19 protein-coding genes are annotated in these 21,398 nt (G+C 36.8%); 9 read left to right on the top strand and 10 right to left on the bottom strand.

Annotation, left to right across the window (positions count from 1 at the left end):
- Positions 1 to 48 precede the first annotated feature (48 nt).
- The 4 genes from M4I44_RS04435 to M4I44_RS04420 all read left to right on the top strand — a co-directional run bounded on the left by M4I44_RS04435 (position 49) and on the right by M4I44_RS04420 (position 4,345).
- Entirely contained in the window at positions 49 to 1,896 is a 1,848-nt protein-coding gene (locus M4I44_RS04435) for a LysM peptidoglycan-binding domain-containing protein (RefSeq protein WP_249966626.1), read from the top strand.
- Between the two features lie 46 nt (positions 1,897 to 1,942).
- Positions 1,943 to 2,911, top strand: a complete 969-nt coding sequence (locus tag M4I44_RS04430; protein ID WP_017495784.1) for a DUF4837 family protein — start codon at positions 1,943 to 1,945, stop codon at positions 2,909 to 2,911.
- 209 nt (positions 2,912 to 3,120) lie between these two features.
- On the top strand, positions 3,121 to 3,759 hold the full coding sequence (locus M4I44_RS04425) for a DUF1579 domain-containing protein (protein ID WP_249966625.1): 639 nt from the start codon (positions 3,121 to 3,123) through the stop codon (positions 3,757 to 3,759).
- A gap of 139 nt (positions 3,760 to 3,898) precedes the next feature.
- Positions 3,899 to 4,345, top strand: a complete 447-nt coding sequence (locus tag M4I44_RS04420; RefSeq protein ID WP_249966624.1) for a GNAT family N-acetyltransferase — start codon at positions 3,899 to 3,901, stop codon at positions 4,343 to 4,345.
- Between the two features lie 150 nt (positions 4,346 to 4,495).
- On the opposite strand, the gene M4I44_RS04415 is transcribed toward M4I44_RS04420, so the two are convergent.
- The 4 genes from M4I44_RS04415 to rnpA all read right to left on the bottom strand — a co-directional run bounded on the left by M4I44_RS04415 (position 4,496) and on the right by rnpA (position 8,256).
- Positions 4,496 to 5,299, bottom strand: coding sequence for an OmpA family protein (locus M4I44_RS04415; RefSeq protein ID WP_249966623.1), 804 nt, complete (start codon positions 5,297 to 5,299; stop codon positions 4,496 to 4,498).
- A gap of 4 nt (positions 5,300 to 5,303) precedes the next feature.
- On the bottom strand, positions 5,304 to 6,941 hold the full coding sequence (locus M4I44_RS04410; RefSeq protein WP_249966622.1) for a S41 family peptidase: 1,638 nt from the start codon (positions 6,939 to 6,941) through the stop codon (positions 5,304 to 5,306).
- Between the two features lie 2 nt (positions 6,942 to 6,943).
- A complete protein-coding gene (locus M4I44_RS04405; protein ID WP_249966621.1) occupies positions 6,944 to 7,771 on the bottom strand; it encodes a DUF4349 domain-containing protein in 828 nt (275 codons plus the stop codon).
- 80 nt (positions 7,772 to 7,851) lie between these two features.
- Positions 7,852 to 8,256, bottom strand: coding sequence for a ribonuclease P protein component (gene rnpA, locus M4I44_RS04400; protein ID WP_017495797.1), 405 nt, complete (start codon positions 8,254 to 8,256; stop codon positions 7,852 to 7,854).
- A 125-nt stretch (positions 8,257 to 8,381) separates the two neighbouring features.
- Between rnpA and M4I44_RS04395 the strand changes: the two genes are divergently transcribed.
- From M4I44_RS04395 to M4I44_RS04385, 3 genes are all read left to right on the top strand, one after another.
- On the top strand, positions 8,382 to 9,122 hold the full coding sequence (locus M4I44_RS04395; RefSeq protein WP_249966620.1) for a 1-acyl-sn-glycerol-3-phosphate acyltransferase: 741 nt from the start codon (positions 8,382 to 8,384) through the stop codon (positions 9,120 to 9,122).
- Positions 9,123 to 9,172: 50 nt separating this feature from the next.
- Complete coding sequence (locus M4I44_RS04390) at positions 9,173 to 10,165, top strand: acyl-ACP desaturase (protein WP_017495799.1); 993 nt, start codon at positions 9,173 to 9,175, stop codon at positions 10,163 to 10,165.
- Positions 10,166 to 10,353: 188 nt separating this feature from the next.
- Positions 10,354 to 11,007, top strand: coding sequence for an HD domain-containing protein (locus tag M4I44_RS04385; RefSeq protein WP_249966619.1), 654 nt, complete (start codon positions 10,354 to 10,356; stop codon positions 11,005 to 11,007).
- A gap of 163 nt (positions 11,008 to 11,170) precedes the next feature.
- Here the strand turns inward: M4I44_RS04385 and M4I44_RS04380 are convergent, their stop codons facing one another.
- The 6 genes from M4I44_RS04380 to M4I44_RS04355 all read right to left on the bottom strand — a co-directional run bounded on the left by M4I44_RS04380 (position 11,171) and on the right by M4I44_RS04355 (position 16,749).
- Positions 11,171 to 12,103: an alpha/beta fold hydrolase gene (locus M4I44_RS04380; RefSeq protein ID WP_249966618.1), complete on the bottom strand. Its 933-nt coding sequence runs from the start codon at positions 12,101 to 12,103 to the stop codon at positions 11,171 to 11,173.
- A 241-nt stretch (positions 12,104 to 12,344) separates the two neighbouring features.
- Complete coding sequence (locus M4I44_RS04375; RefSeq protein ID WP_081603518.1) at positions 12,345 to 12,467, bottom strand: FeoB-associated Cys-rich membrane protein; 123 nt, start codon at positions 12,465 to 12,467, stop codon at positions 12,345 to 12,347.
- A gap of 6 nt (positions 12,468 to 12,473) precedes the next feature.
- A complete protein-coding gene (feoB, locus tag M4I44_RS04370) occupies positions 12,474 to 14,573 on the bottom strand; it encodes a ferrous iron transport protein B (RefSeq protein WP_249966617.1) in 2,100 nt (699 codons plus the stop codon).
- Positions 14,573 to 14,812, bottom strand: coding sequence for a FeoA family protein (locus M4I44_RS04365; protein WP_017495803.1), 240 nt, complete (start codon positions 14,810 to 14,812; stop codon positions 14,573 to 14,575). The genes feoB and M4I44_RS04365 overlap by 1 nt, the downstream gene beginning before the upstream one ends.
- A gap of 146 nt (positions 14,813 to 14,958) precedes the next feature.
- Positions 14,959 to 15,624 carry an SCO family protein gene (locus M4I44_RS04360; RefSeq protein ID WP_017495804.1) on the bottom strand — a complete coding sequence of 222 codons (666 nt, stop codon included), beginning with the start codon at positions 15,622 to 15,624 and terminating at the stop codon, positions 14,959 to 14,961.
- Between the two features lie 201 nt (positions 15,625 to 15,825).
- Positions 15,826 to 16,749: a DMT family transporter gene (locus M4I44_RS04355; RefSeq protein ID WP_249966616.1), complete on the bottom strand. Its 924-nt coding sequence runs from the start codon at positions 16,747 to 16,749 to the stop codon at positions 15,826 to 15,828.
- A gap of 201 nt (positions 16,750 to 16,950) precedes the next feature.
- Between M4I44_RS04355 and M4I44_RS04350 the strand changes: the two genes are divergently transcribed.
- Entirely contained in the window at positions 16,951 to 19,011 is a 2,061-nt protein-coding gene (locus M4I44_RS04350; protein WP_017495806.1) for a M13 family metallopeptidase, read from the top strand.
- A gap of 273 nt (positions 19,012 to 19,284) precedes the next feature.
- Entirely contained in the window at positions 19,285 to 21,345 is a 2,061-nt protein-coding gene (locus tag M4I44_RS04345) for a M13 family metallopeptidase (protein WP_249966615.1), read from the top strand.
- The last annotated feature ends 53 nt before the right edge of the window (positions 21,346 to 21,398 follow it).

Raw genomic sequence — 21,398 nt, 5'->3', positions numbered from 1 at the left:
TAAGGTTTCTGTAATTTATTGAATTATAGAATTTTAAAAAAATGTTATATGATTGTAAAAAAAATAGCAATAGTGGTTTCCGCTTTTTTTTCTATTTCTGTGGTCGCACAGAATGTTGCAAAAGCAGATGCTGAAATTAAACCGGTTGTAAAAATATCGTATTTAGATTCTGTTAAAAGTACCTTCAAAAAAAATGAACTGGCAACACGTGTTGACAGTCTTTGGATGAACGAATTAGTAAGTCTCGATATTTACGACGATTTAACAAAAGACATTCAAACCATTAACACAGATGTAACAGTTGATGAAGAACTGCCTACAGATTTGCTAAAACAGCGATTGCAGGCAATGAATGGGAAATCACCTTTTAATATTGAATACAATCAGGGATTAGAAAACATCATAAAGTCATTTCTTAAGAATCGTAAAAAATCGTTTTCACGATTAATGTCTTTATCAGAATATTACTTTCCAATTTTTGAAGACGCTTTTGCTAAACAAAATGTGCCTTTAGAAATTAAATATTTAGCCGTTGTAGAATCTGCTTTAAATCCTAAAGCAGTTTCTAAAATGGGCGCCACCGGACTTTGGCAATTCATGTACGGAACCGGAAAACAATACGCACTTAAAATAGATTCTTATATCGATGAACGCAGTGATCCGCTTAGAGCAACTGCCGCGGCATCAGAATATATGACTAAAATGTTCAGCATCTTTGGTGACTGGGAATTGGTTCTGGCCTCTTACAACTCAGGACCCGGAAATGTGACCAAGGCCATTCGTCGTTCCGGTGGAAAAACTAAATATTGGGACATTCGAAGCCATCTTCCAAAAGAAACTCAAGGTTATGTACCCGCTTTTTTAGCCACCATGTACCTTTTTGAGTACCATAAAGAACACGGAATTAATCCACAAAGAGCCGTTGTTAAAAATTTTGAAACGGATACCGTTCACATCAAAAGCCAAATGTCATTCAAACAAATTGCTGATTTGTTAGACATGCCGCAATCTCAAATTCAGCTTTTAAATCCATCCTATAAACTAAATGTAGTTCCGTTTTATCAGGGGGAGGAGCATTATCTACGTTTACCCAAAGATAAAATTGCCACCTTTGTGTCAAACGAAGACAAAATTTATGCCTATGTGGCTTACCAATCGCAGAACAAAACCATTCCAGTTCAATTGGCGATGAGGACAGCCCCAAGAGCCAAATACATTGCGAAAGCCAAAGAAAAAGAAGAATCTCCTAAAGAAATTCAGTTTTACAAAGTTCGTAAAGGTGATAATCTGGGAGCAATTGCCGAAAAGTATAACGTAAGCATTGTAGATCTTAAGAAGTGGAACAATCTGAAATCAAACTCAGTGGCCTTTGGAAGAAATTTAAAAATTAAATCTGAAATAGAGGCAGTTGTTAAAAATCCTAAAGAAGCTAAAGCAACACTTGCAATAGATAAAAAATCAGAGGAGGCTATTGCTTCAGCAGATGATAAAGATAAAAATAATGCACAACCGCAGGAATATGTAGTAGCTGCCGGAGACAATTTAGGCAGTATTGCAAAGAAATTCGGTACGACTATTGCGGAGTTGAAAGAACTTAATAGTCTAACTTCAAATAATATTGGTTTAGGAAAAACATTAGTGATTTCTAAAGCAGTTCCTGAAATTGTAGATGAGAATGCTGTAACAACCGCTATTGCGTCAAACAATTCAATTGATTCGTTTAAGAAAAAAGCAACATCGAAAGCTTTGGGTGAAGACTATTACGTTAAAAAAGGAGATTCGTTGTATAGTATTTCTAAAAAATATCCGGGAGTAACCATTTCCGATATTAAAAAATGGAATAATATTAAAGACGGAGACATTAAACCCGGAATGAAACTTAAAATAAACGGATAATTCAAAATCTTATATAAATTTGGGTTTTATTTCATAACTTAAGAGAATGAATAAAACCCATTTTTTATTAGTACTACTTCCGCTGCTGTTCATTTCATGCTTTAAAAATGACAAGCAGATTGAATCTGTGTCTGGAAAAACCAATACTATTTCCGTCATTATAGACGATCAATTGTGGTATGGCGAAGTGGGCGACAGCATTCGAAATAAATTTGCCTCACCGGTTTTAGGACTTACACAGGAAGAACCAATATTTACCATCAATCAGTATCCGGCTCGTTTGCTGGAAGGTTTTGTTACCGACAGCCGCAGCATTATTGTGGTAAAAAAAGCTGCTGCTGATAAGTTCGAAGTCACACACAGCGCCTCGCTGCCTCATAATACTTTTAGAATTTACGGAAAATCGGTAGATGATATCATTTGCAGTATCGAACTCAATTCAGCACAAATTATCAAAGTAATCCGCGATACCGAAATCAAAAAAATTCAGGAGGACAACAGCAAATCCCTGTTGAATCCGGCCATTATAAAAAACAAATTTCATGTCGATCTTCAGATACCCGTTGGATATGAATACATGTTGCACAAAAAGAACTTTATCTGGCTTAAAAAAGACATCATTAGCGGAAATACCAGTCTGCTCATCTATCAAATTCCGATCCGCAGTTTTGAGAAAAGCTCAAATGTAGTAGACAACATTATCCGCATGCGGGATTCTGTTGGTTACTATATCAAAGGCAAGGAACCCAAAACACGTATGATTACAGGAGAGGCTTATGCTCCCTATTTCTCGACGATTTTATTAGATGGAAAAAAAGCTTTTGAAACTAAAGGCACCTGGGAGCTTAAGAATGATTTTATGGCCGGACCTTTTATCAATTATGCCATTGTTGACGAAATGTATAACCGAATTCTGGTAATCGAAGGTTTTTGTTATTCACCCTCCAACGAAGAACGTGATTTAATGTTAGACCTGGAAGCAATTATAAAATCGGTTAAAATTGATAAGAGGTAATATAAAAGGCTGAAATCCCAAAAGCAGAAGCATGGTGCAACGCACTATGAAGTTTCAAGACGTTTGTTTGCGCCCTGAAAGGGCAAAAGCCCAATACCAAAATTATCAATTTGCAGCTTTTTATGGAAATCCTGTTAAGTTTTTAGTAATGAGGTGACAAACTAATTTTTCTTAATTTTGTTTTACAACTAACATTAAAACAGATCATTATGAAAAATTTAATTGCAGCATTATTACTAGTCATGTGTTTTGCTTCCTGTAAAAAAGAGGCAAAGACAGCAACTGAAACAGTAGGCTCTTCTGACAGTATTAAAAAAGAAGAACCAATAGCAGAACAACCGGTTGATTCGGCAGCACAAATGAAAGCCTGGCAGGAGTATGCAACCCCGGGGGCTCCTCATAAATTAATGGCGGATGAGGTTGGAACCTGGAATTGTGACATGACTTTCTGGTCAGGACCAAACGGGAAACCTGAAAAAGCCACTTCAACAGCAAACGTTAAAATGATTCTTGGAGGGCGTTATCAGGAATCGAATTATCAGGGAACCATGATGGGACAAGCTTTTGAAGGTAAAAGTACATTAGCTTACAACAATGCCAGTAAAGAATACACCACCACATTTATCGATAATATGGGAACCGGTATGCTGGTGGCAATGGGTAAGTACGATGAAAGTACCAAAAGTATGGAGCTAAAAGGGGACATGGTTAATCCCATAAACGGCAAAAAGACACCCTACAGAGAAATTTATACCATTGTAGATGCTGAAACACGTAAAATGGAAATGTTTGATGTAAAAAATGGGGAAGAGTTCAAGAGCATGGAAATCATTATGAAGAAAAAATAAGATTCTCATTTCATCATAAGTATAAATCCCGATTGCAGTTTGTAATCGGGATTTATAGTTAAGAATATTTGGTATAATTTTGTTTTTAGCGTAAGTTAGAACCATAAACAATAAGACAAAAACAATAAACAAAGAGCAAATGGAGCTAAAATGGAAAATAAAGCCTTTTGAGGCGTTAAATGTAAACGAGCTATACGATTTACTCAAATTACGAAGTGAGATCTTTGTAGTTGAGCAAAACTGCGTTTATTTAGATCTTGACGGTAAAGACAAGAAAGCATTACATCTGATTGGGGAATACGATGGAAAAACAGTCGCGTATGTACGTTTATTCGATGCGGGGATTAGTTTTGATAATGCTTCGATCGGACGTGTGGTGGTAGATGCCAATTACCGCGACCGAAAATGGGGACATGATCTGATGCGTGAAGCAATTGCAGCCATAAAATCAAATTTTGATAAAGATGCGATTACGATTGGAGCTCAATTGTATTTAAAAAAATTCTATGAAAGCCACGGATTCGTGCAAACCGGCGAAATGTATCTGGAAGATGATATTGAGCACATAGAGATGACTCGTAACTAGTATTGTTGGAAAGGCGCAGAGTTGCAAAGAAACAAAGGTTCAAAGACAAAAAAAATGTTGTGAAAGTCCCAATAACGGTAATTTAAGGAACAAGATTCTGTGTAAATCTGCTTAATCTGTGTGAAAAAAAATGTAATCGTTACTATTCGTTTAAATCTTAGTAATCAAAAATTCAACTCGACGATCCAGATTATCACCTTTTCCCAATGGGTATTTATTCCCGCAACCCTGATAAGTCATTCGGTTTTTGGAGATCTTTTTGGAGCTGAGGTAGTAAAAAACAGTTTTGGCGCGGTTCCAGGAAAGCCTTCTTTCATTGGTTGCTCTGTCAATTCCGTCGGAGTAGATATCAGGGGTGCAGCAAACATGACCTCTGATTTCGAATTTTAAACTATTTTGTTTTTCTAAGATTGCGGCAACCTTATCTAATTCTTTTTTAGAGTTTGAAGTAAGTTTTGAACTTCCAATATCAAATAAAATATTGTCTAAAAAGATCTTGTCACCAATTTTAAGTTTATTAGGGAATGAGTTGTAGATTCCTTTACCAAAGCTGTTTTTCTTTACAGCAATTAAGTCAACCCGCCGGTTTCGGGTACGGGTTTCGTGTAAGTTTTCAATAGTGTCAGGCCGTACAACCACACGGCCTTTTCCTTCCAGAATAACAATTTTACCCTGGTTGAAGCCTGCGCGAACCAATAAGTTTTGGATGGTGGCAGCGCGATTGTTAGACAAACGAAAGTTGTATTCGTCGTTTCCGCGATCATCACAATAGCCATATATTTGTACCGACTCAACTTTAGAGGTGTCGATATTTTTAATAAAACGGTTTACAACTTCGGTTTGTTTCGGTGTAAGGTCGAACTTGTCAAATTCGAAATAAATGGTTTCAATAGGTTTTTGCTGTGCCGATAAATTGTAAATAAGAAACAGAAATAGAACTCTGTAAAGCTTCATTTTTTTACATTTTTAAAATCGTTTTATACTCGGTCTGGTTATTTAATACGTTTACTGCTTTTTTAATTTCTGAATTGTTTTTAAGGTAATATTGATACAAACCTTCCTGATATTGATATCTTTTAATGAGTTCTTCCTGTATCAGGTTTCTGATCTCTTTTTGATTTTTATCCAGCAGAGTGCTTTCGCTTTTTTCAAGAGCAGCTTGTAATTGTTGGTATTCCGTAGCAATAGTTTCGTCTATTTTTTCATTTTTGGCTGCAGCCATCATATTTTTCAACGCCACTTCCGATTCCGTGTCAAAACTAATTTTGTTGGTTTTCAGGAACTGCTTAAAACTGCTGTAATCAGCATCTGTTATCGTTGGTGTTTTGTCTCCTAAGTTTGGATTCTTGTAATAGTACGTGGTAGCATAATCAAAGATCCCATCATTTTTTAGCAAGGCCGTTGTAATCGGACTCATTTTGGTTTCGTCCAGTTCGATATCCGGTAAAACACCACCACCATCATAAACCGTTCTTCCTTTTCGGGTTTTAAAAGCATTGAAATTTTTAGCATCCGTTTTTTGAGCCACACCATTTTTGTCTTTATGGGCATAATCCAAAGCCTGAATACAACGTCCGGAAGGCGTGTAATATCGTGAGATTGTCACTTTCAACTGAGTTCCGTAAGTTAAGTCAACAGAGCGCTGCACCAAACCTTTTCCGAAACTGCGGCTTCCCAGAATTACGGCACGGTCTAAATCCTGTAAAGCTCCGGAAACAATTTCTGAGGCTGAAGCACTTCTGCCATTGACTAAAATGGCCAAAGGAATCGCAGTATCGACAGGTTCTTTAGTTGTTTTATAAATGTTGTTGTGTTTTTCGATTCTTGATTTTGTTGTTACAATAACCTCATTCTTCGGAACAAATAAATTACAGATATCAATAGCTTCATTGAGCAAACCACCCGGATTCCCTCTTAAATCCAGAACGATTTGTGTAGCACCGTCCGCTTTAAGTTTTTCAAGTGCGTCTTTCACCTCGTTGGATGCCTTTCTGCTAAAGTGCGCCAGAACAATGTATCCGGTTTTAGCATCGATCTTTCCAAAAAACGGTACCGATTTAATATCGACTTCATCCAAAACAAGTTGGGTGGTGAAGGTTTGCCCTTGTCGGAGGTATTTAATGTTGATTTTCGTGTTTTTAGTTCCCTTCATTAATTGCGAAGCATCATCTTTAAAATCGGCGATCAAAACATCACCAATCTGAATGATTTCGTCTCCCGCTTTCAGTCCGGCCTTGTCGGCAGGATAGTTTTTATAAGGTTCACGAACAATTAAACGGTCTTTTTTTCTTGAGATCAAAGCGCCAATCCCGGTATATTCTCCGGTATTGTTGATTTTAAAATTCACCACATCCTGTTCGTTAAAATAAACCGTATAAGGATCCAGACTGCCCAGCATGCTTTTAATGGCTTTGTCCATCAAGTCACCTGGGTTGGTCTCGTCAACATAATTCGTGTTTACGGCTTTAAACAGCGTAGTGAAAATTTCGATTTGTTTGGCAATTTCAAAAAAGTCGTCTTTGAAACTGGTTCCGATAAATAAAAACCCTGCAGCAACAGCAGGTATGATGAATTTCTTCTTGAAATAGGGATACATGATTATATTTTTTTTCTTTTAAATCTTTTTTTAATAAAGTAGACAAGTACGCAAAATACGATTATAAACGGCCATATACTAATGATCGAAATTAAAAAATCGGACAGGCTGAAAAATCCGGATTGAATAGCAGTCCATATTTTAGAACCATAAGAAATCTTAACGCCTTGTTTTTGAGCTATGGTTTTGTAAAATGATATTGTTACAGTACTTTCTGAAACGCGGCTTTCGAGGTATTTTAGCTGACCTTCTTTGGCTTCAATTTCTTCACGAATAGCCGAAATTTGTTTTTCAATTTCCAATATTTCACTAATCTTAGTAGCTTTTTGTAAAATCTCTAAATAGCGGGCTTCAAGTTTGCGTTTTGTGTTTAATCTTGAAGTTAAGTCAATGTATTGTTCGGTAACATTTTCTGCAGAAATCTCTTTTTGTTCAAAGTACGAAACACCCTTAGAAACCGCATTTATAAAAGAATCAAAGTTTGCACTGGGAACGCGAATCGTTATGGTTCTGTAAATGTTGTCATATTCTTTGCCTTCAGAATCATTCTGAATGGTGGCTTTATTGGCAACAATTGCAGTTTGGATTTGTTTGAAAGTATCCTCTAAATCATTGGTTTCGAATCGAAGTGAGGCCTGCTTAATAATTTTTTGTGAAATCTGTGGCGCATCCGGGGCAGCGGGGTCATACTGTGCATCTGACGCTGCAGCGGATTCATTTTTTGGAGTAAGCTTGACGGCGCTAATCATCATATTAGCAGAAGGTTCTTCATTTTTACCGCAACTCGAAAAGCCTAAAAAAAGCAAGAATAAAAAGAAAATATAGCGCATAATATTTCAAATTAAATTTAAAACTACAATTTTTTTATAATTTTTCGTATAATTTGATAAATAAAGTTGCCTTAAAACGATTACAATTCTGTTTTATTTTCAGAATCAGGGGTTTTATTTACCTGTTGAAGAAATTTCTCAAAAAGCTGAATGGTCTTGGTGTTGATTTCGTCATAAGACAGTCTGTCTTTCGTTTGATAAAAAAACATCAATGAGTAGGGCTGTGAAATGTTATCCAAAAGTAAGTGTTTGTTCAGTCGGTACGTTTCTCTTAGAACCCGTTTGAAGTAATTTCGGTCTACGGCCTTTTTGAAGTATTTTTTAGAAACCGAAACGCCAATTTTGATTTTTTCTGGTGAATTTTCTTCTGCCGGAGCATAAACCAAACGCAAAGGATATTTTGAAACCGATTTCCCTTCAGAAAACAGTAAAGTTATTGTGGTTTTGCTCTTTAAGCGTTCATTTTTAGGGTAAGTGAAGTTCATTTAATTCAGAAAAAATTTGCAAATTTTAGGGCAAAGGTACAATTAAACCAGAAAAACGGTTATTGTTTTCAATTTTTATACCGCTAAAAATTTATTTATTACTTTTGGGCATTAATTTTTTAAGCATGCAAAAGATAATTTCGTACCCCATTTCCGTAATTTATTACTTGTGTTTTGGTTTTTGTCTGGCGGTATTTCACCCGATACAATGGTTCTGCCTGAATGTTTTTGGGTATCAGGCACATAAAAAAAGCGTAGATTATCTGAATTTCTTCCTGTTAAGATGTACCAATCTGGTGGGAACAAGATACACCGTTAGCGGAGTAGAGGGTATACCAAAGGGAGTTCCAATCATTTTTGTTGCGAATCACCAAAGTATGTACGATATCGTAACAATGATTTGGTACTTTAGACGATTTCATTGTAAATTTGTAAGTAAGAAAGAGTTAGGAAGCGGAATCCCGAGTGTGTCTTTTAATTTACGCCATGGAGGATCTGTCTTAATCGACCGAAAAGACCCTAAACAAGCGATTCCGGTAATCAAAGGCTTGTCTGAATATATCGAAAAAAATACCAGAGCAGCTGTAATTTTTCCTGAAGGAACAAGAAGTAAAACAGGAAAACCTAAAGAGTTTGCACAAAGCGGTTTAAAAATCTTATGTAAATATGCGCCGTCTGCTTATGTAGTGCCGGTAAGTATCAATAATTCATGGAAAATGGTTCGTTTTGGAATGTTTCCGGTTGGATTAGGAAATCATTTAACCTTTACAGCACATAAAGCAATGGCCGTAAAAGATTATGATTTTGCCGATTTAATGGCTTTGACAGAAAAAGCAGTGGTAGAAGGAGTAAATGAGTATAAATAGATTTTTGTTTTAGTACAAACGAAAACTTAAATCCCAATCTTAAATAAGTAATGTCTATAAAAAACATTAGATTAGAAGTAATGCAGTTTTTGGAAAAGAACGTGGATAGCTTCGTTGAACAGTATTTAATTCCAGTGGAAAAAATTTGGCAGCCGTCAGACTTTTTGCCTAATTCTGAAGGAGAAAATTTCTTTGAGGAGGTAAAAGAGTTACGTGAAATTGCTAAAGAACTGCCTTATGATTTCTGGGTAACTTTAGTGGGGGATACCATCACTGAAGAAGCTTTGCCAACATATGAGTCATGGTTAATGGATGTAGAAGGAGTCAATCAGGTAGAAAACGGTGGAAATGGCTGGTCGAAATGGATCAGACAATGGACCGGAGAAGAAAACCGCCACGGAGACCTTTTAAATAAATACTTGTATTTGTCTGGTCGTGTAAACATGCGTGAAATCGAAATGACTACTCAGCATTTAATCAACGACGGTTTTGATATTGGAACCGGATCTGATCCGTACAAAAACTTTGTGTACACCAGCTTCCAGGAATTGGCTACTTATGTTTCGCACAACAGAGTGGCACAAATGGCAAAGAAATTTGGGGATAACAAATTGTCTAAAATGTGTAAAATGATTGCAGGTGACGAAATGCGTCACCATCATGCTTACAGCGAGTTTGTTACCCGTATTTTTGCCGTTGATCCAAGTGAAATGATGTTAGCGTTTCAATACATGATGAAACAAAAAATCGTTATGCCGGCGCACTTTTTAAGAGAATCAGGTCAGAAAATAAGCAGTGCTTTTGAGCAGTTTTCAGATTCAGCGCAACGTATAGGGGTTTACACTGCTAACGATTATGTTGATATTATGCAAAAGCTAATCAACAAATGGGAAATTGATAAAATTTCAAATTTGACAGACGAAGCAGAGAAAGCGCGTGATTACCTGATGAAATTACCGGCCCGTATGGCAAGAATTTCTGAAAGACTTGTAATCCCTGCAGAATCTCATATCTTTAAATGGGTTGAGCCTGCCAAATTGTAAAGTACAGATTTCTGATTTTAGAGTTTAGATTTGTGAAACTTTAAGCAGAATAGCTGAAAAACATATTGTTGATTGTTGAGGTTTCAAAACTTTGACAATCAACAATTTTTATTTAAAGTACAAAATACCAGAGTAAATCTGTTTCACCTGCTTGAGGTGTGTGACATTTACCGCAAATTATAAATACTATGAATAACTCCGAACTTATAAATAAAACGATTGCTTTCGTAAAAGAGAAATTAAACGATGCCGAAGGTGGACACGATTGGTTTCATATTGAGCGTGTTTATAAAAATGCACTTTTAATTGCCAAAGGAACTGACTGTGATCTTACTGTAGTGCAATTGGGAGCTTTGCTGCATGATATTGCCGACAGTAAATTCCACAATGGAGATGAGACCATTGGCCCTAAAACAGCTCGTTTCTTTTTGGAATCCGAGGAAGTTGCAGAGGAAATAATTCAGCATGTAGTAAACATCATCGAAAACATCTCCTATAAGGGTGGAAATTTTGAAAAGAGGTTTTCTTCTGTAGAATTAGATATCGTTCAGGATGCGGACCGTTTAGACGCAATTGGGGCCATTGGAGTAGCAAGAGCATTTAATTATGGCGGCTTTAAGAATAGAACGCTCCATGATCCTGCTATTGCACCCATAACCAATATGACAAAAGAGGAATACAAAAAGAATACGGCACCAACGATCAATCATTTTTATGAAAAGCTTTTGCTCCTGAAGGATAAGATGAATACCGAAACCGGTAAACAAATTGCCGCAGAGAGACATCGTTTTATGGAAACATTCCTGGCGCAGTTTTATGCAGAATGGGAGGGGGCTAAGTAAGGGGTTTTTTAGTCTCAGTTTTCAGTTTTTAATAGAGAAGAGGCTTCGACTCCGCTCAGCCTGACACCAGTAGAATGCTAGTGGAATGTCCCCCTGAGCGAAGTCGAAGGCTTATGGAATCGTAAGTTATTTTTAGCCTAAGTTTCAATTTTTAGGCTCTCGATTATTTTAATACGGCTTTCTGAACAAATGCCTGTACAGCGTTTTTAAATTCTTTGTTCTTCTCATAATATAAAATGTGACCTCCTTTTATAATCTTTACTTCCCGGTTTGGAAATTGAAACAAACGGTAGTGATCCGGGCCAATACTATGATCTTGAGAGCCCGTGATGATAAGAGTAGGTACTTTTATCAGTGAAGTTTGTTTTGTAAAATTGCTTAAGTAAACGGGCATGCTTAGTGCCTGCTGTCCAAAAGAATAATTTCTTTTAAAACTACTGTCGATACTATCGAGTTTTTCTACGTTCTGTTTGCTGTCAGATAATATCATGTAATCCTTGCCTGCTTTTTTAATGCGTTTCTTTGAAGCTATAAAAGTATCGAGTGCCGTTTCATTATTTTTTACCGTTATGTTTTCACCAAGTGTTTTGCCCATAAAATCAATCTGATGCAGCAACGAATTGTTGATATCCAATGTTGCATTTAAAAGAATTAAGCCCTTAACATGTTCCGGGTATTTTTGAGCATATCCGGAAGCTAAGATTCCTCCAAAGGAATGCCCCATGATAAATACTTTTTCGGTATTCAGGGTTTTACGAATGTCTTCAATATCTTCTAACATTCTGTTGAGACTGTAATTGTTATCTGGGGAGGATGCGGAACGGCCACAGCCTCTTTGGTCAAAATAGCAAATAGTTAGTTTATCTTCAAGAACATTTCCTCCCATTTCTTCAAACGATTTACTCCATGCACCGGGACCACCATGCAAAAAAATACAGAGATCACCTTTACCGGAAACTTTTAGAAACAAAGGAACTCCATCAGAAGTAACAACGGTACTATCGTTTAGTCTTGCAGGAGTATTGCTTTTCTGGCTGTGTCCATGATATCCGGAACAGATGAGAAAAAGAAAAAGGAAAGAAACTTTCGAACTCATTTTAGAATTTGTTGTTTGAGGTTGAACTTGTTTGGTTTTTTAAAAACTGATAAAAGTATAATTAAAACCACAAATTAAAAAATTAAAACAGATCCTTTTGATTAGTATTTAATTGATATATAGAGGAGTATGTATTTTTTTTTCCGGCGAGACACACTAAGAAAGCACAAAGCTTCACAAAAGATTTACAATCTCTGTGAAGCTTTGTGTTTATTTTGTGAAGCTTTGTGAAATGATTCACTTATGAACAGCCGCAATTATGATCACCACAGTCTTTTTTCTTTTTAGATTTCCAAAAGAACTTTTTGATGAGGTACCCAACGGCAATGAATAATATGATAAAAGCTATAATTTCCTGTATCATGATCGTTTATTTTAAAAGTTGATACGCTATAAGTGCGACAAAATAAGCAAGACCACTCATCAGGACAAGCTGCATGGCAGGCCATTTCCAGGAATTGGTTTCTTTCTTGGTGATGGCAAGCGTACTGGCACATTGCATGGCAAAAGCATAAAAAAGCAATAAGGATATGCCAGAAGCAAAATTAAAAATCTTATGACCTGTTTCCGGATTGATCTCTTCCTGCATTTTACTTCTTATGGTAGATTCGTTATCTGTATCCCCAACACTATATATGGTGGCTAATGTTCCCACGAACACTTCACGTGCGGCAAAGGAACTAATTAGTGCAATTCCGATTTTCCAGTCGTAACCTAAAGGCGAAATAACGGGTTCTATGGCTCTTCCCATCAAACCGATATAAGAGTTTTCCAGTTTTTGAGAAGCGACTTCATTTTCAAACTGAGTTTCATCTAAAGTGGTATCTGCAAATCTCTCTTTTACAATAGTCTCGGCCTCATTAAAATCTTTTCCCGGACCGTACGAAGCTAAAAACCACAAGATAACCGATATGGCTAAGATAATTTTACCGGCACCCACTACGAAAGCTTTTGTTTTCTCTACAACATTAATCGCAACGTTTTTGAATAACGGCAATTTATAGCTTGGCATTTCTACCACAAAATAAGTCTTTGAACTAATTTTTAATATTTTGTCCAGGATATAAGAAGCGAGAATTGCGGTTGCAAAACCTAGTAAATACAATAACATCAACGCTAATCCCTGCATGTTTAAGATTCCAAAAAGGCGTTCGTCCGGAATTACCAATGAAATAATGATCGTATAAACAGGCAGTCTGGCAGAGCAGGTAGTAAAAGGAGTGACCAGAATTGTAATCAGTCGTTCTTTCCAGTTTTCGATATTTCGGGTAGCCATAATGGCCGGAATAGCACAGGCCGTTCCTGAAATTAAAGGCACAACACTCTTTCCGGACAAACCAAATTTTCGCATGATTTTATCCATCAAAAAGACCACACGGCTCATATAACCACTCTCTTCTAAAATCGAAATGAACAGAAACAGAAAGGCAATTTGTGGAATAAAAATAATCACACCGCCAATTCCCGGTACAATTCCCTGAGAAAGTAAGTCGGTGAGAATTCCGCTTGGTAGTTCTGCGGCAACCCAGCTGCTTAAGGAAGCAAAAGAGCTGTCTATGAAATCCATAGGAATAGTTGACCAACTGAAAATAGACTGGAAGATCAAAAATAAAATAGCCAGGAAAATGACATACCCCCAAACTTTATGGGTTAAAACACGATCCAGTTTCGCTCTGATATCCTTCGCCATTGAGGCATCTATTTTTAAACCTTCTTTTAAAACATCGTTTATAAACTGATATCGTTTTATCGTTTCTTTTTGCTGTAAGCGTTTTAGCTCCGAATGTGATTTGGTAAAAGTGCTTCTGATCTCATTTCGATCCAGGTTCGAAAAATTCACATCCTGCGTAATTACCAGCCAAAGTTTGTACAATAACTGATTCGGAAAAGCTTCCTGTAGTTTTTCAAAATACGCCTGATCAATAACCGATGCGTTCAGGCAAGGCTCATGCGGAATATTTTTATACGAAACAATTAGTTCTTTCAGTTCTTCAATTCCCAAACCTTTTCGGGAACTTACCAAAGCAATTTTCGTTTTTAGTTTTTCCTCCAGATAAGGAATATCCAAAGTAATACCTTTGCTTTCCATACGGTCTGACATATTAATGACCAGAATGGTTGGAATTTCAAGATCTTTAATTTGAGTGTAAATCAGTAAATTACGTTTCAGATTTTCGACATCTGTAACCACTACCGCTACATCCGGATATAATTTGTCGTTTTTATTCAATAACAATTCAATAACCACACTTTCGTCCATAGAACTGGCATTCAGACTATAGGTTCCCGGCAAATCCAGAATGTTAGCTTTGATATTGTGTGGTAATTTACAGAAACCAATTTTTTTCTCAACCGTAATTCCGGGATAATTCCCAACTTGTTGATTTAATCCGGTTAGCTGATTGAAAACAGAAGTTTTTCCGGTATTCGGATTTCCGATAAGGGCGACGTTGATATTTTGAATGCTCATTACAAATTGGTTTTGATAAGTTCTACTTCAATTTCACGAGCAGTTTCAACGCGAATGGCTACATGTGAGCCATTAATGTCTAAGTACAAAGGGTCGCCAAAAGGCGCAATTTGCAGTAATTCAACTAAGTTGCCCGGCAAACAACCCATTTCTAGTAGTTTTAGAGGAATAAGATCGATATCAAAATCTTTGATAATGGCTTTTTCGCCTTTTTTCAGAGTGTGGATAGTATTTTGCAAGCTTATTTAGATTGAATTTAGATTGCAAAAATAGGCAATTATTCTTTATTTCAAGGTATTTAACACCTGAGGAAATGCTAAATCTTTCTAAAAATAAGGGATTTTAGACCGATTTTAATGAATTTCGCGATTGTTCTTTTTAGGGATTACTCCTGGCACAGAAAATTAATGTCTTCTAAAAGACGTTTAATTTCTTCCTTATTTGTTCCGTCATAAAAACCACGAACACGTCTTTTTTGATCCACCAAAACAAAATTCTCAGTGTGCACCATATCGTAAAGCTGATCAGGACGTCCGAGTTTTACTGCCAGGTATGATTTTCGTGCCATCGTATAAATTTCTTTTTTATCGCCCGTAACCAGATTCCATTTACTGTCGACCACACCATGTTTTATGGCGTAGGCTTTTAGTACAGGAATGCTGTCAACCTCAGGAAATACGGTATGAGAAAGCAACATCACTTTCGGATTGTTTAAAACGGCTTTTTGAACATCCTCGAGATTGGTCGTCATTTTTGGGCAAATTGAACCGCAGGTGGTGAAGAAAAAGTCGGCCACATATATTTTTCCTTCGTAATTTTTCTGGGTAATAGTATCTCCGTTTTGATTCACAAACGAAAAATCGGCAATTGTATGGTATTTGCTTTTATATTGAACCGTGCTGTCTACCAGTTCCGGATTTACATCAGCAGGATTGTAAATAGGTAAAGTTTTTTGCGGTTTTAAAGCCGAGTAAAATAAAGATATTGTAACGGTTGAAAATACAATAAGAACAATAAAGAATTTACGGTATTTGTATAGAAAAGATTTCATAAAAGCAATTTGGAGGCAAAAATACGAAAAGCACTTCTCAAAATCCTAAGAGCGCTTAGTTTTTAACAGGTTATAGGGAGTGAAATAGCGCTTAAAGCCAAAAACATGAGCATGAGGCAACGCGCTATGAATGATAATGATGATAATAATACCCAAAGGCCTGTAAGGGCTAAAGCAGATTGACACCAATAAACAAATTTTTTATTTTTTGGTTTTCCGAATAGTCTTGTTTACCAAATACAGTCCCGTTAAGGTTACGATGGTGCCAATAGCGATCGCCTGCGTAAGGGTTTCTCCAAAGATGAACGAGCCTAAAATCATCGCAACAATTGGATTGATGTACACATAAATACTACTGATTTCTGTTGGAAGATGCTGAAGCGAATAGATAAATGCGATGAAAGTTAAAACCGACCCAATAAGAACCAAATATACAATAGACCACAAGGAAGGCAATGGAATTTCGCTTAGGGGAATATTAACTCCCACAGCTTCCGTAATTCCAAAAAGAAAAACACTGGAAATCAGCATTTGCAATCCTAAACTGAAATAGGGGTTAAAACTCGATGCTTTCTTCTTTGTTTCAAGTATTCCGAATGCCCAGGTTATGGTAGAAGCCGTCATTAGTATAATTCCGAATTGAAAATCAGGTCGGAGAAAATCAGAGATATAGTCCATAAAAATAACACAAACCCCTCCAAAACTGATTAGGATGCCTATCAAAGCCATTTTTGCAATTTTCTGACCGTTAAAGAAGTTGATGATAATAATCCAGATCGGAAATAAAGCACTAATGATCGCTCCAAGTCCGCTGCTCATGTATTTTACACCCCAGGTACTTAAGCCGTTGCTGCATACAAAATTCAAAAAGGACAAAATTAGGATCGTCCGCCACTGTTTGCCTTTTGGCCAGGGCTGTTTTTTCAGAAGAAAATATCCTACATATAAAATTCCGCCTAAAAACTGACGAATGGTGGCCAGCTGTAAAGCAGGCATGTGTTTTACGCCTTCTTTAGAGGCTAGCCAGGTGGTTCCCCAAAAAAAACTTACCCAGCATAAAGCCAAAATCGGTAATCCGATAGCTTCAATTTTTCCTGAAACGGCATTCTGAATTTTTGCTTTCACATTTATTTAAATTCGGTGTAACAAATATTCGAAAAAGTATTCTAATATAGAGTTAAAAACCGATGATAAAAACATGAAAATATTTCAAAAGATCTATTTTGATGTTATAATAATGGAGTTTTTGCAATTATTTTAAAAAATTTAACATTACGTTCCGGATATTAGGAATACGTTTGTACAACCACCAAAATTTAAATATAAATGAAAAGACAATTTAGCAGACCTTTGTTCTGCGCCCTTTTTTCAGCAGTTTCATTTACAGCAGTCAATGCTCAGAATGCAACTTCCAAAGAACCAGGTATTAATGTTTCGTACATGAATCCTAAAATCAGTGCCGGTCAGGACTTTTTCCAATATGTAAACGGAACCTGGCTTAGTAAAACTGAAATTCCAAGTGATCGTACTACATGGGGAAGTTTTAATGAATTGATCAAAAAAACAGATAAAGACGCAATGTCTATTCTGAAAGAGGCTTCTAAAAATCCAAAGTACAAATCAGATACCGATCAGGGTAAAGCAGTAAACTTGTTTTCAACGATTTTAGATACAGTTGGAAGAAACAAAGCGGGTATAAAACCATTGCAGCCTTACTTTAAAAAAATTGATGCGATTAAAAACATCGCTGATCTTCAAAAATACCTGACTGAAATCGGACAGGAAGGTAATAGTGTGTTTTTCGGAATTTATATTGGAGCCGATGAGAAAAACAGCTCTAAAAACTCCGTAATGCTTTATCCAAACAGATTAGGATTGCCGGATCAGGATTATTATATCTCTGAAGACAAAGATTCTAAAGAAAAGCGTTCAAAATATGTACTTCATTTGGCGAGAATGATGCAGTTTACTGGCGAATCGCCGGAAAAAGCAAAGCAAAGTGCTGCCGGAATTTTAGCCTTAGAAACACAATTGTCAAAACCGAGACTGAATCGTGTAGAAAGCAGAGACAGTCGTTTGCAATACAATCCAATGACCGTTGCTGAACTTCAAAAATTAACACCTGCCATTAATTGGGATGCTTATCTCTCAAGTCTTGGTTTGGCAAAATTGCAGAGTATAGTAGTGACAGAGCCTAAATACATGAAAGCTTTACAAACTGTTTTTACAGAGAATAAAGTAGCACTGTGGAAAGAATACCTGAAATGGGATTTGCTGAACTCTTATGCAAGTGAGTTGTCAACAGATTTGGAGACCGCTAATTTTGATTTTTACAGCAAGACCTTAAGAGGTGCAATCAAACAATTGCCACGTGAAGAAAAAGCATTGCAGGTGGTAAACTCAAGTGTTGGTGAAGCATTAGGTAAGTTATATGTAGAGAAAGTGTTCCCTGCTGAAGCAAAAGCAAAAGCGGTAGACATGATTCATAACGTAATTCAGGCATACAAAACCCGTATCAATAATTTGAGCTGGATGTCTGCGGCTACAAAGATAAAAGCGATTGAAAAACTGGACAAGCTTACTGTAAAAGTGGGGTATCCGGATAAATGGAAAGACTATTCGGCCCTTGAAATTAAAGGTGTAGCAGAGGGAGGAAGTTATTTTGAAAATACGATAAATCTGTCTAAGTGGAATTTCAAAAAAGGAATCGATAAATTATACAAACCGGTTGATAAAACCGAGTGGGGAATGTCGCCACAGACTGTAAATGCTTATTTCAATCCGTCGTACAACGAGATTGTATTCCCGGCAGCAATTTTACAGCCTCCTTTCTACAATTATCAGGCAGACGAAGCAGTTAACTACGGTGGTATTGGAGCGGTTATTGGTCACGAAATCTCTCATGGTTTTGATGATTCAGGGGCACGTTACAATGCCGAAGGAAACCTGGTAGACTGGTGGACACCGGAAGATTTAAAACAATTTACGGCACTTGGTACTGCTTTGGCAGATCAATACAGCGCTTTAGAACCTTTACCGGGTATTCACGTTGATGGTAAATTTACGTTAGGCGAAAATATTGGTGATTTAGGAGGTATTAATGCTGCTTACGATGGTTTGCAGTTGTATTTAAAAGCACACGGTAATCCGGGATTGATTGACGGATTTACTCCGGAGCAACGTTTCTTTATCTCATGGGCAACTGTGTGGAGAACCAAAACGAGAGACGAAGCCCTTAAAAATCAGGTAAAAACAGATCCGCATTCACCTGGAATGTACAGAGCTGTTGTTCCGGTTCAGAACGTAGATGCTTTTTACGATGCTTTCGGAATTAAAAAGGGAGACAAAATGTATGTTGATCCTGATAAAAGAGTAAAAATCTGGTAATAAATAAAACCATAGAAAACGACGCTAAACCAGCGTCGTTTTTGATTTCTGTAAAGTTCTTCTTCTATTTTTTTCTTACACAGATTTAGGAGATCTTTAATTTTAAGAGTGTACTACAAAAATAAAGGAGTGTAAACCATTTAACTAATCATCGGTATAGAAGCAGGCCGTGGTCTGAAGGCGTTCCCAGAGTCAATTTTATGTGAAAAATTTAACATGACGTTTGGAATAATTAGAATATGTTTGTGTATATACTAAAAACTACAAAGAAAAATGATCAAACAATTACGAAAACCAATGTTTTGCGTTGTTTCTGCAATGGTTACTATTACCGCAGTAAACGCACAAAGTGCAAAACCAAAAGAGCCCGGTATCAATCTGTCTAATATGGATACCAAGGTAAGTCCAAAAGAAGACTTCTTTAAATATGTAAACGGGAGCTGGTTGGACAAAACTGAAATTCCTGGTGATAGAAATTCCTGGGGAAGTTTCAATGAACTACGTCAGAAAACGGATAATGATGCACTTGCTATCTTAAAAGAAGCATCAAAAGACCCTAAGTACAAATCCAATACAGATCAGGGTAAAGCGATTGCTTTATTCAATACGATTTTAGATACTGTTGGACGTAATAAAAGAGGAGTTACACCGCTTCAGCCTTTCTTAAAAAAGATCGATGCCATTAAAAATGTAACAGATCTTCAAAACTTCTTTATCGAAATGCAGCCACAAGGCGGTATTGGTTTCTTTGGTGTTTTTGTGGGGCCAGATGCAAAAAACAGTAACAAAAACACCGTTAACTTAGGCCCGGGTGGTTTAGGATTATCAGACAAAGATTATTACAACGCTGATGATAAAGATTCAAAAGAAAAACGTGAGAAGTATGAAGTACACGTTGCCAGAATGTTACAGTTCATTGGCGAATCTCCTGCAAAAGCAAAAGAAAGTGCCAAACAAATTCTGGCATTAGAAATCGAATTGTCTGCTCCAAGATTAGACCGTGTAGAGCGCAGAGACCGTAGAAAACAATACAATCCAACAGCAATTGCTGATTTAAAAAAGAACACACCTTCTATTCAATGGGAAAAGTATTTTGCCGGAATTGGAATGACAAAATTGGATAGTGTAAATGTAGCGCAGCCGCGTTATATGATTGCTTTGGAAAAGACATTTTCTGAAAAGAAAGTAGAGGCTTGGAAAGAATACTTAAAATGGTCTTTATTAAACAGAACTGCTTCGACTTTGACTACAGATATTGAAAATGCTAATTTTGATTTCTACGGAAAAACGTTGACAGGTGCTTTAAAACAACGTCCTCGTGAAGAAATGGCGTTACAGGTAATTAATACTGCTACCGGTGAAGCTTTAGGAAAATTGTATGTAGAGAAATTATTCCCTGCTGAAGCAAAAGACAAAGCAAAGAAAATGATTGCTAATGTAATGTTAGCTTACGAAAACAGAATTAATGCATTGCCTTGGATGTCCCAACAAACCAAAGTAAAAGCAATTGAGAAATTGAAAAAACTAACCATTAAAATCGGATATCCTGATAAATGGAAAGACTATTCAGCTTTAGAGCTTAAAAATGTAGGGGAAGGCGGAACGTATTTTGACAATATGAGAAGTATCTCAAAATGGGCTTATGCTGAGAACCTGGCTAAATTAGGAAAACCGGTTGATAAAACAGAGTGGGGAATGTCTCCGCAAACGGTAAATGCTTACTTCAACCCATCTTACAACGAGATTGTTTTCCCGGCAGCGATTCTTCAACCGCCTTTTTACAATTATCAGGCAGACGAAGCCGTGAATTACGGTGGAATAGGAGCAGTAATCGGACATGAGATTTCTCACGGATTTGATGATTCAGGAGCACGTTACAATGCTGATGGTAATCTTGTAGACTGGTGGACACCGGAAGATTTAAAACAATTTACAGCTCTTGGAGGAGCTCTTGCAGCACAGTACAGCGCTTTAGAGCCTCTGCCTGGAATTCACGTTGACGGTAAATTTACTTTAGGTGAAAATATTGGTGATTTAGGTGGAATAAATGCAGCTTACGATGGATTGCAATTGTATTTGAAAGCCAATGGAAATCCGGGATTAATTGACGGATTTACGCCAGAGCAGCGTTTCTTTATTTCATGGGCTACGGTATGGAGAACGAAATCAAGAGACGAGGCTATCAAAAGCCAGGTTAAAACAGATCCGCATTCACCTGGAATGTACAGAGCTGTAGTGCCAATTCAAAATGTTGATGCTTTTTACAAGGCTTTCGATATTAAAAAAGGAGACAAAATGTACATTGATCCTGATAAAAGAGTTAAAATCTGGTAACAGAAAAACCATAAAAAACGGCGCTAATTTTAGCGCCGTTTTTGTTTTTGTAT

This window comes from Flavobacterium sp. B183 (assembly GCF_023539155.1).
Taxonomy (GTDB): Bacteria; Bacteroidota; Bacteroidia; order Flavobacteriales; family Flavobacteriaceae; genus Flavobacterium; species Flavobacterium tructae.
The sequence above is the reverse complement of the archived record's forward strand: the minus strand, read 5'-3'. Positions and strand labels throughout refer to the sequence as shown.

Excerpts from the sequence above, each read along its gene's own strand:
- feoB (WP_249966617.1), bottom strand. The coding sequence starts at position 14,573 with ATGAGCATTCAAAATATCAACGTCGCCCTTATCGGAAATCCGAATACC.
- M4I44_RS04360 (WP_017495804.1), bottom strand. The coding sequence starts at position 15,624 with ATGAAATCTTTTCTATACAAATACCGTAAATTCTTTATTGTTCTTATT.
- M4I44_RS04425 (WP_249966625.1), top strand. The coding sequence starts at position 3,121 with ATGAAAAATTTAATTGCAGCATTATTACTAGTCATGTGTTTTGCTTCC.
- M4I44_RS04380 (WP_249966618.1), bottom strand. The coding sequence starts at position 12,103 with ATGAGTTCGAAAGTTTCTTTCCTTTTTCTTTTTCTCATCTGTTCCGGA.
- M4I44_RS04350 (WP_017495806.1), top strand. The coding sequence starts at position 16,951 with ATGAAAAGACAATTTAGCAGACCTTTGTTCTGCGCCCTTTTTTCAGCA.
- M4I44_RS04420 (WP_249966624.1), top strand. The coding sequence starts at position 3,899 with ATGGAGCTAAAATGGAAAATAAAGCCTTTTGAGGCGTTAAATGTAAAC.
- M4I44_RS04390 (WP_017495799.1), top strand. The coding sequence starts at position 9,173 with ATGTCTATAAAAAACATTAGATTAGAAGTAATGCAGTTTTTGGAAAAG.
- rnpA (WP_017495797.1), bottom strand. The coding sequence starts at position 8,256 with ATGAACTTCACTTACCCTAAAAATGAACGCTTAAAGAGCAAAACCACA.
- M4I44_RS04430 (WP_017495784.1), top strand. The coding sequence starts at position 1,943 with ATGAATAAAACCCATTTTTTATTAGTACTACTTCCGCTGCTGTTCATT.
- M4I44_RS04410 (WP_249966622.1), bottom strand. The coding sequence starts at position 6,941 with ATGTATCCCTATTTCAAGAAGAAATTCATCATACCTGCTGTTGCTGCA.
- M4I44_RS04405 (WP_249966621.1), bottom strand. The coding sequence starts at position 7,771 with ATGCGCTATATTTTCTTTTTATTCTTGCTTTTTTTAGGCTTTTCGAGT.
- M4I44_RS04415 (WP_249966623.1), bottom strand. The coding sequence starts at position 5,299 with ATGAAGCTTTACAGAGTTCTATTTCTGTTTCTTATTTACAATTTATCG.
- M4I44_RS04345 (WP_249966615.1), top strand. The coding sequence starts at position 19,285 with ATGATCAAACAATTACGAAAACCAATGTTTTGCGTTGTTTCTGCAATG.
- M4I44_RS04395 (WP_249966620.1), top strand. The coding sequence starts at position 8,382 with ATGCAAAAGATAATTTCGTACCCCATTTCCGTAATTTATTACTTGTGT.
- M4I44_RS04435 (WP_249966626.1), top strand. The coding sequence starts at position 49 with ATGATTGTAAAAAAAATAGCAATAGTGGTTTCCGCTTTTTTTTCTATT.
- M4I44_RS04385 (WP_249966619.1), top strand. The coding sequence starts at position 10,354 with ATGAATAACTCCGAACTTATAAATAAAACGATTGCTTTCGTAAAAGAG.
- M4I44_RS04375 (WP_081603518.1), bottom strand. The coding sequence starts at position 12,467 with ATGATACAGGAAATTATAGCTTTTATCATATTATTCATTGCCGTTGGG.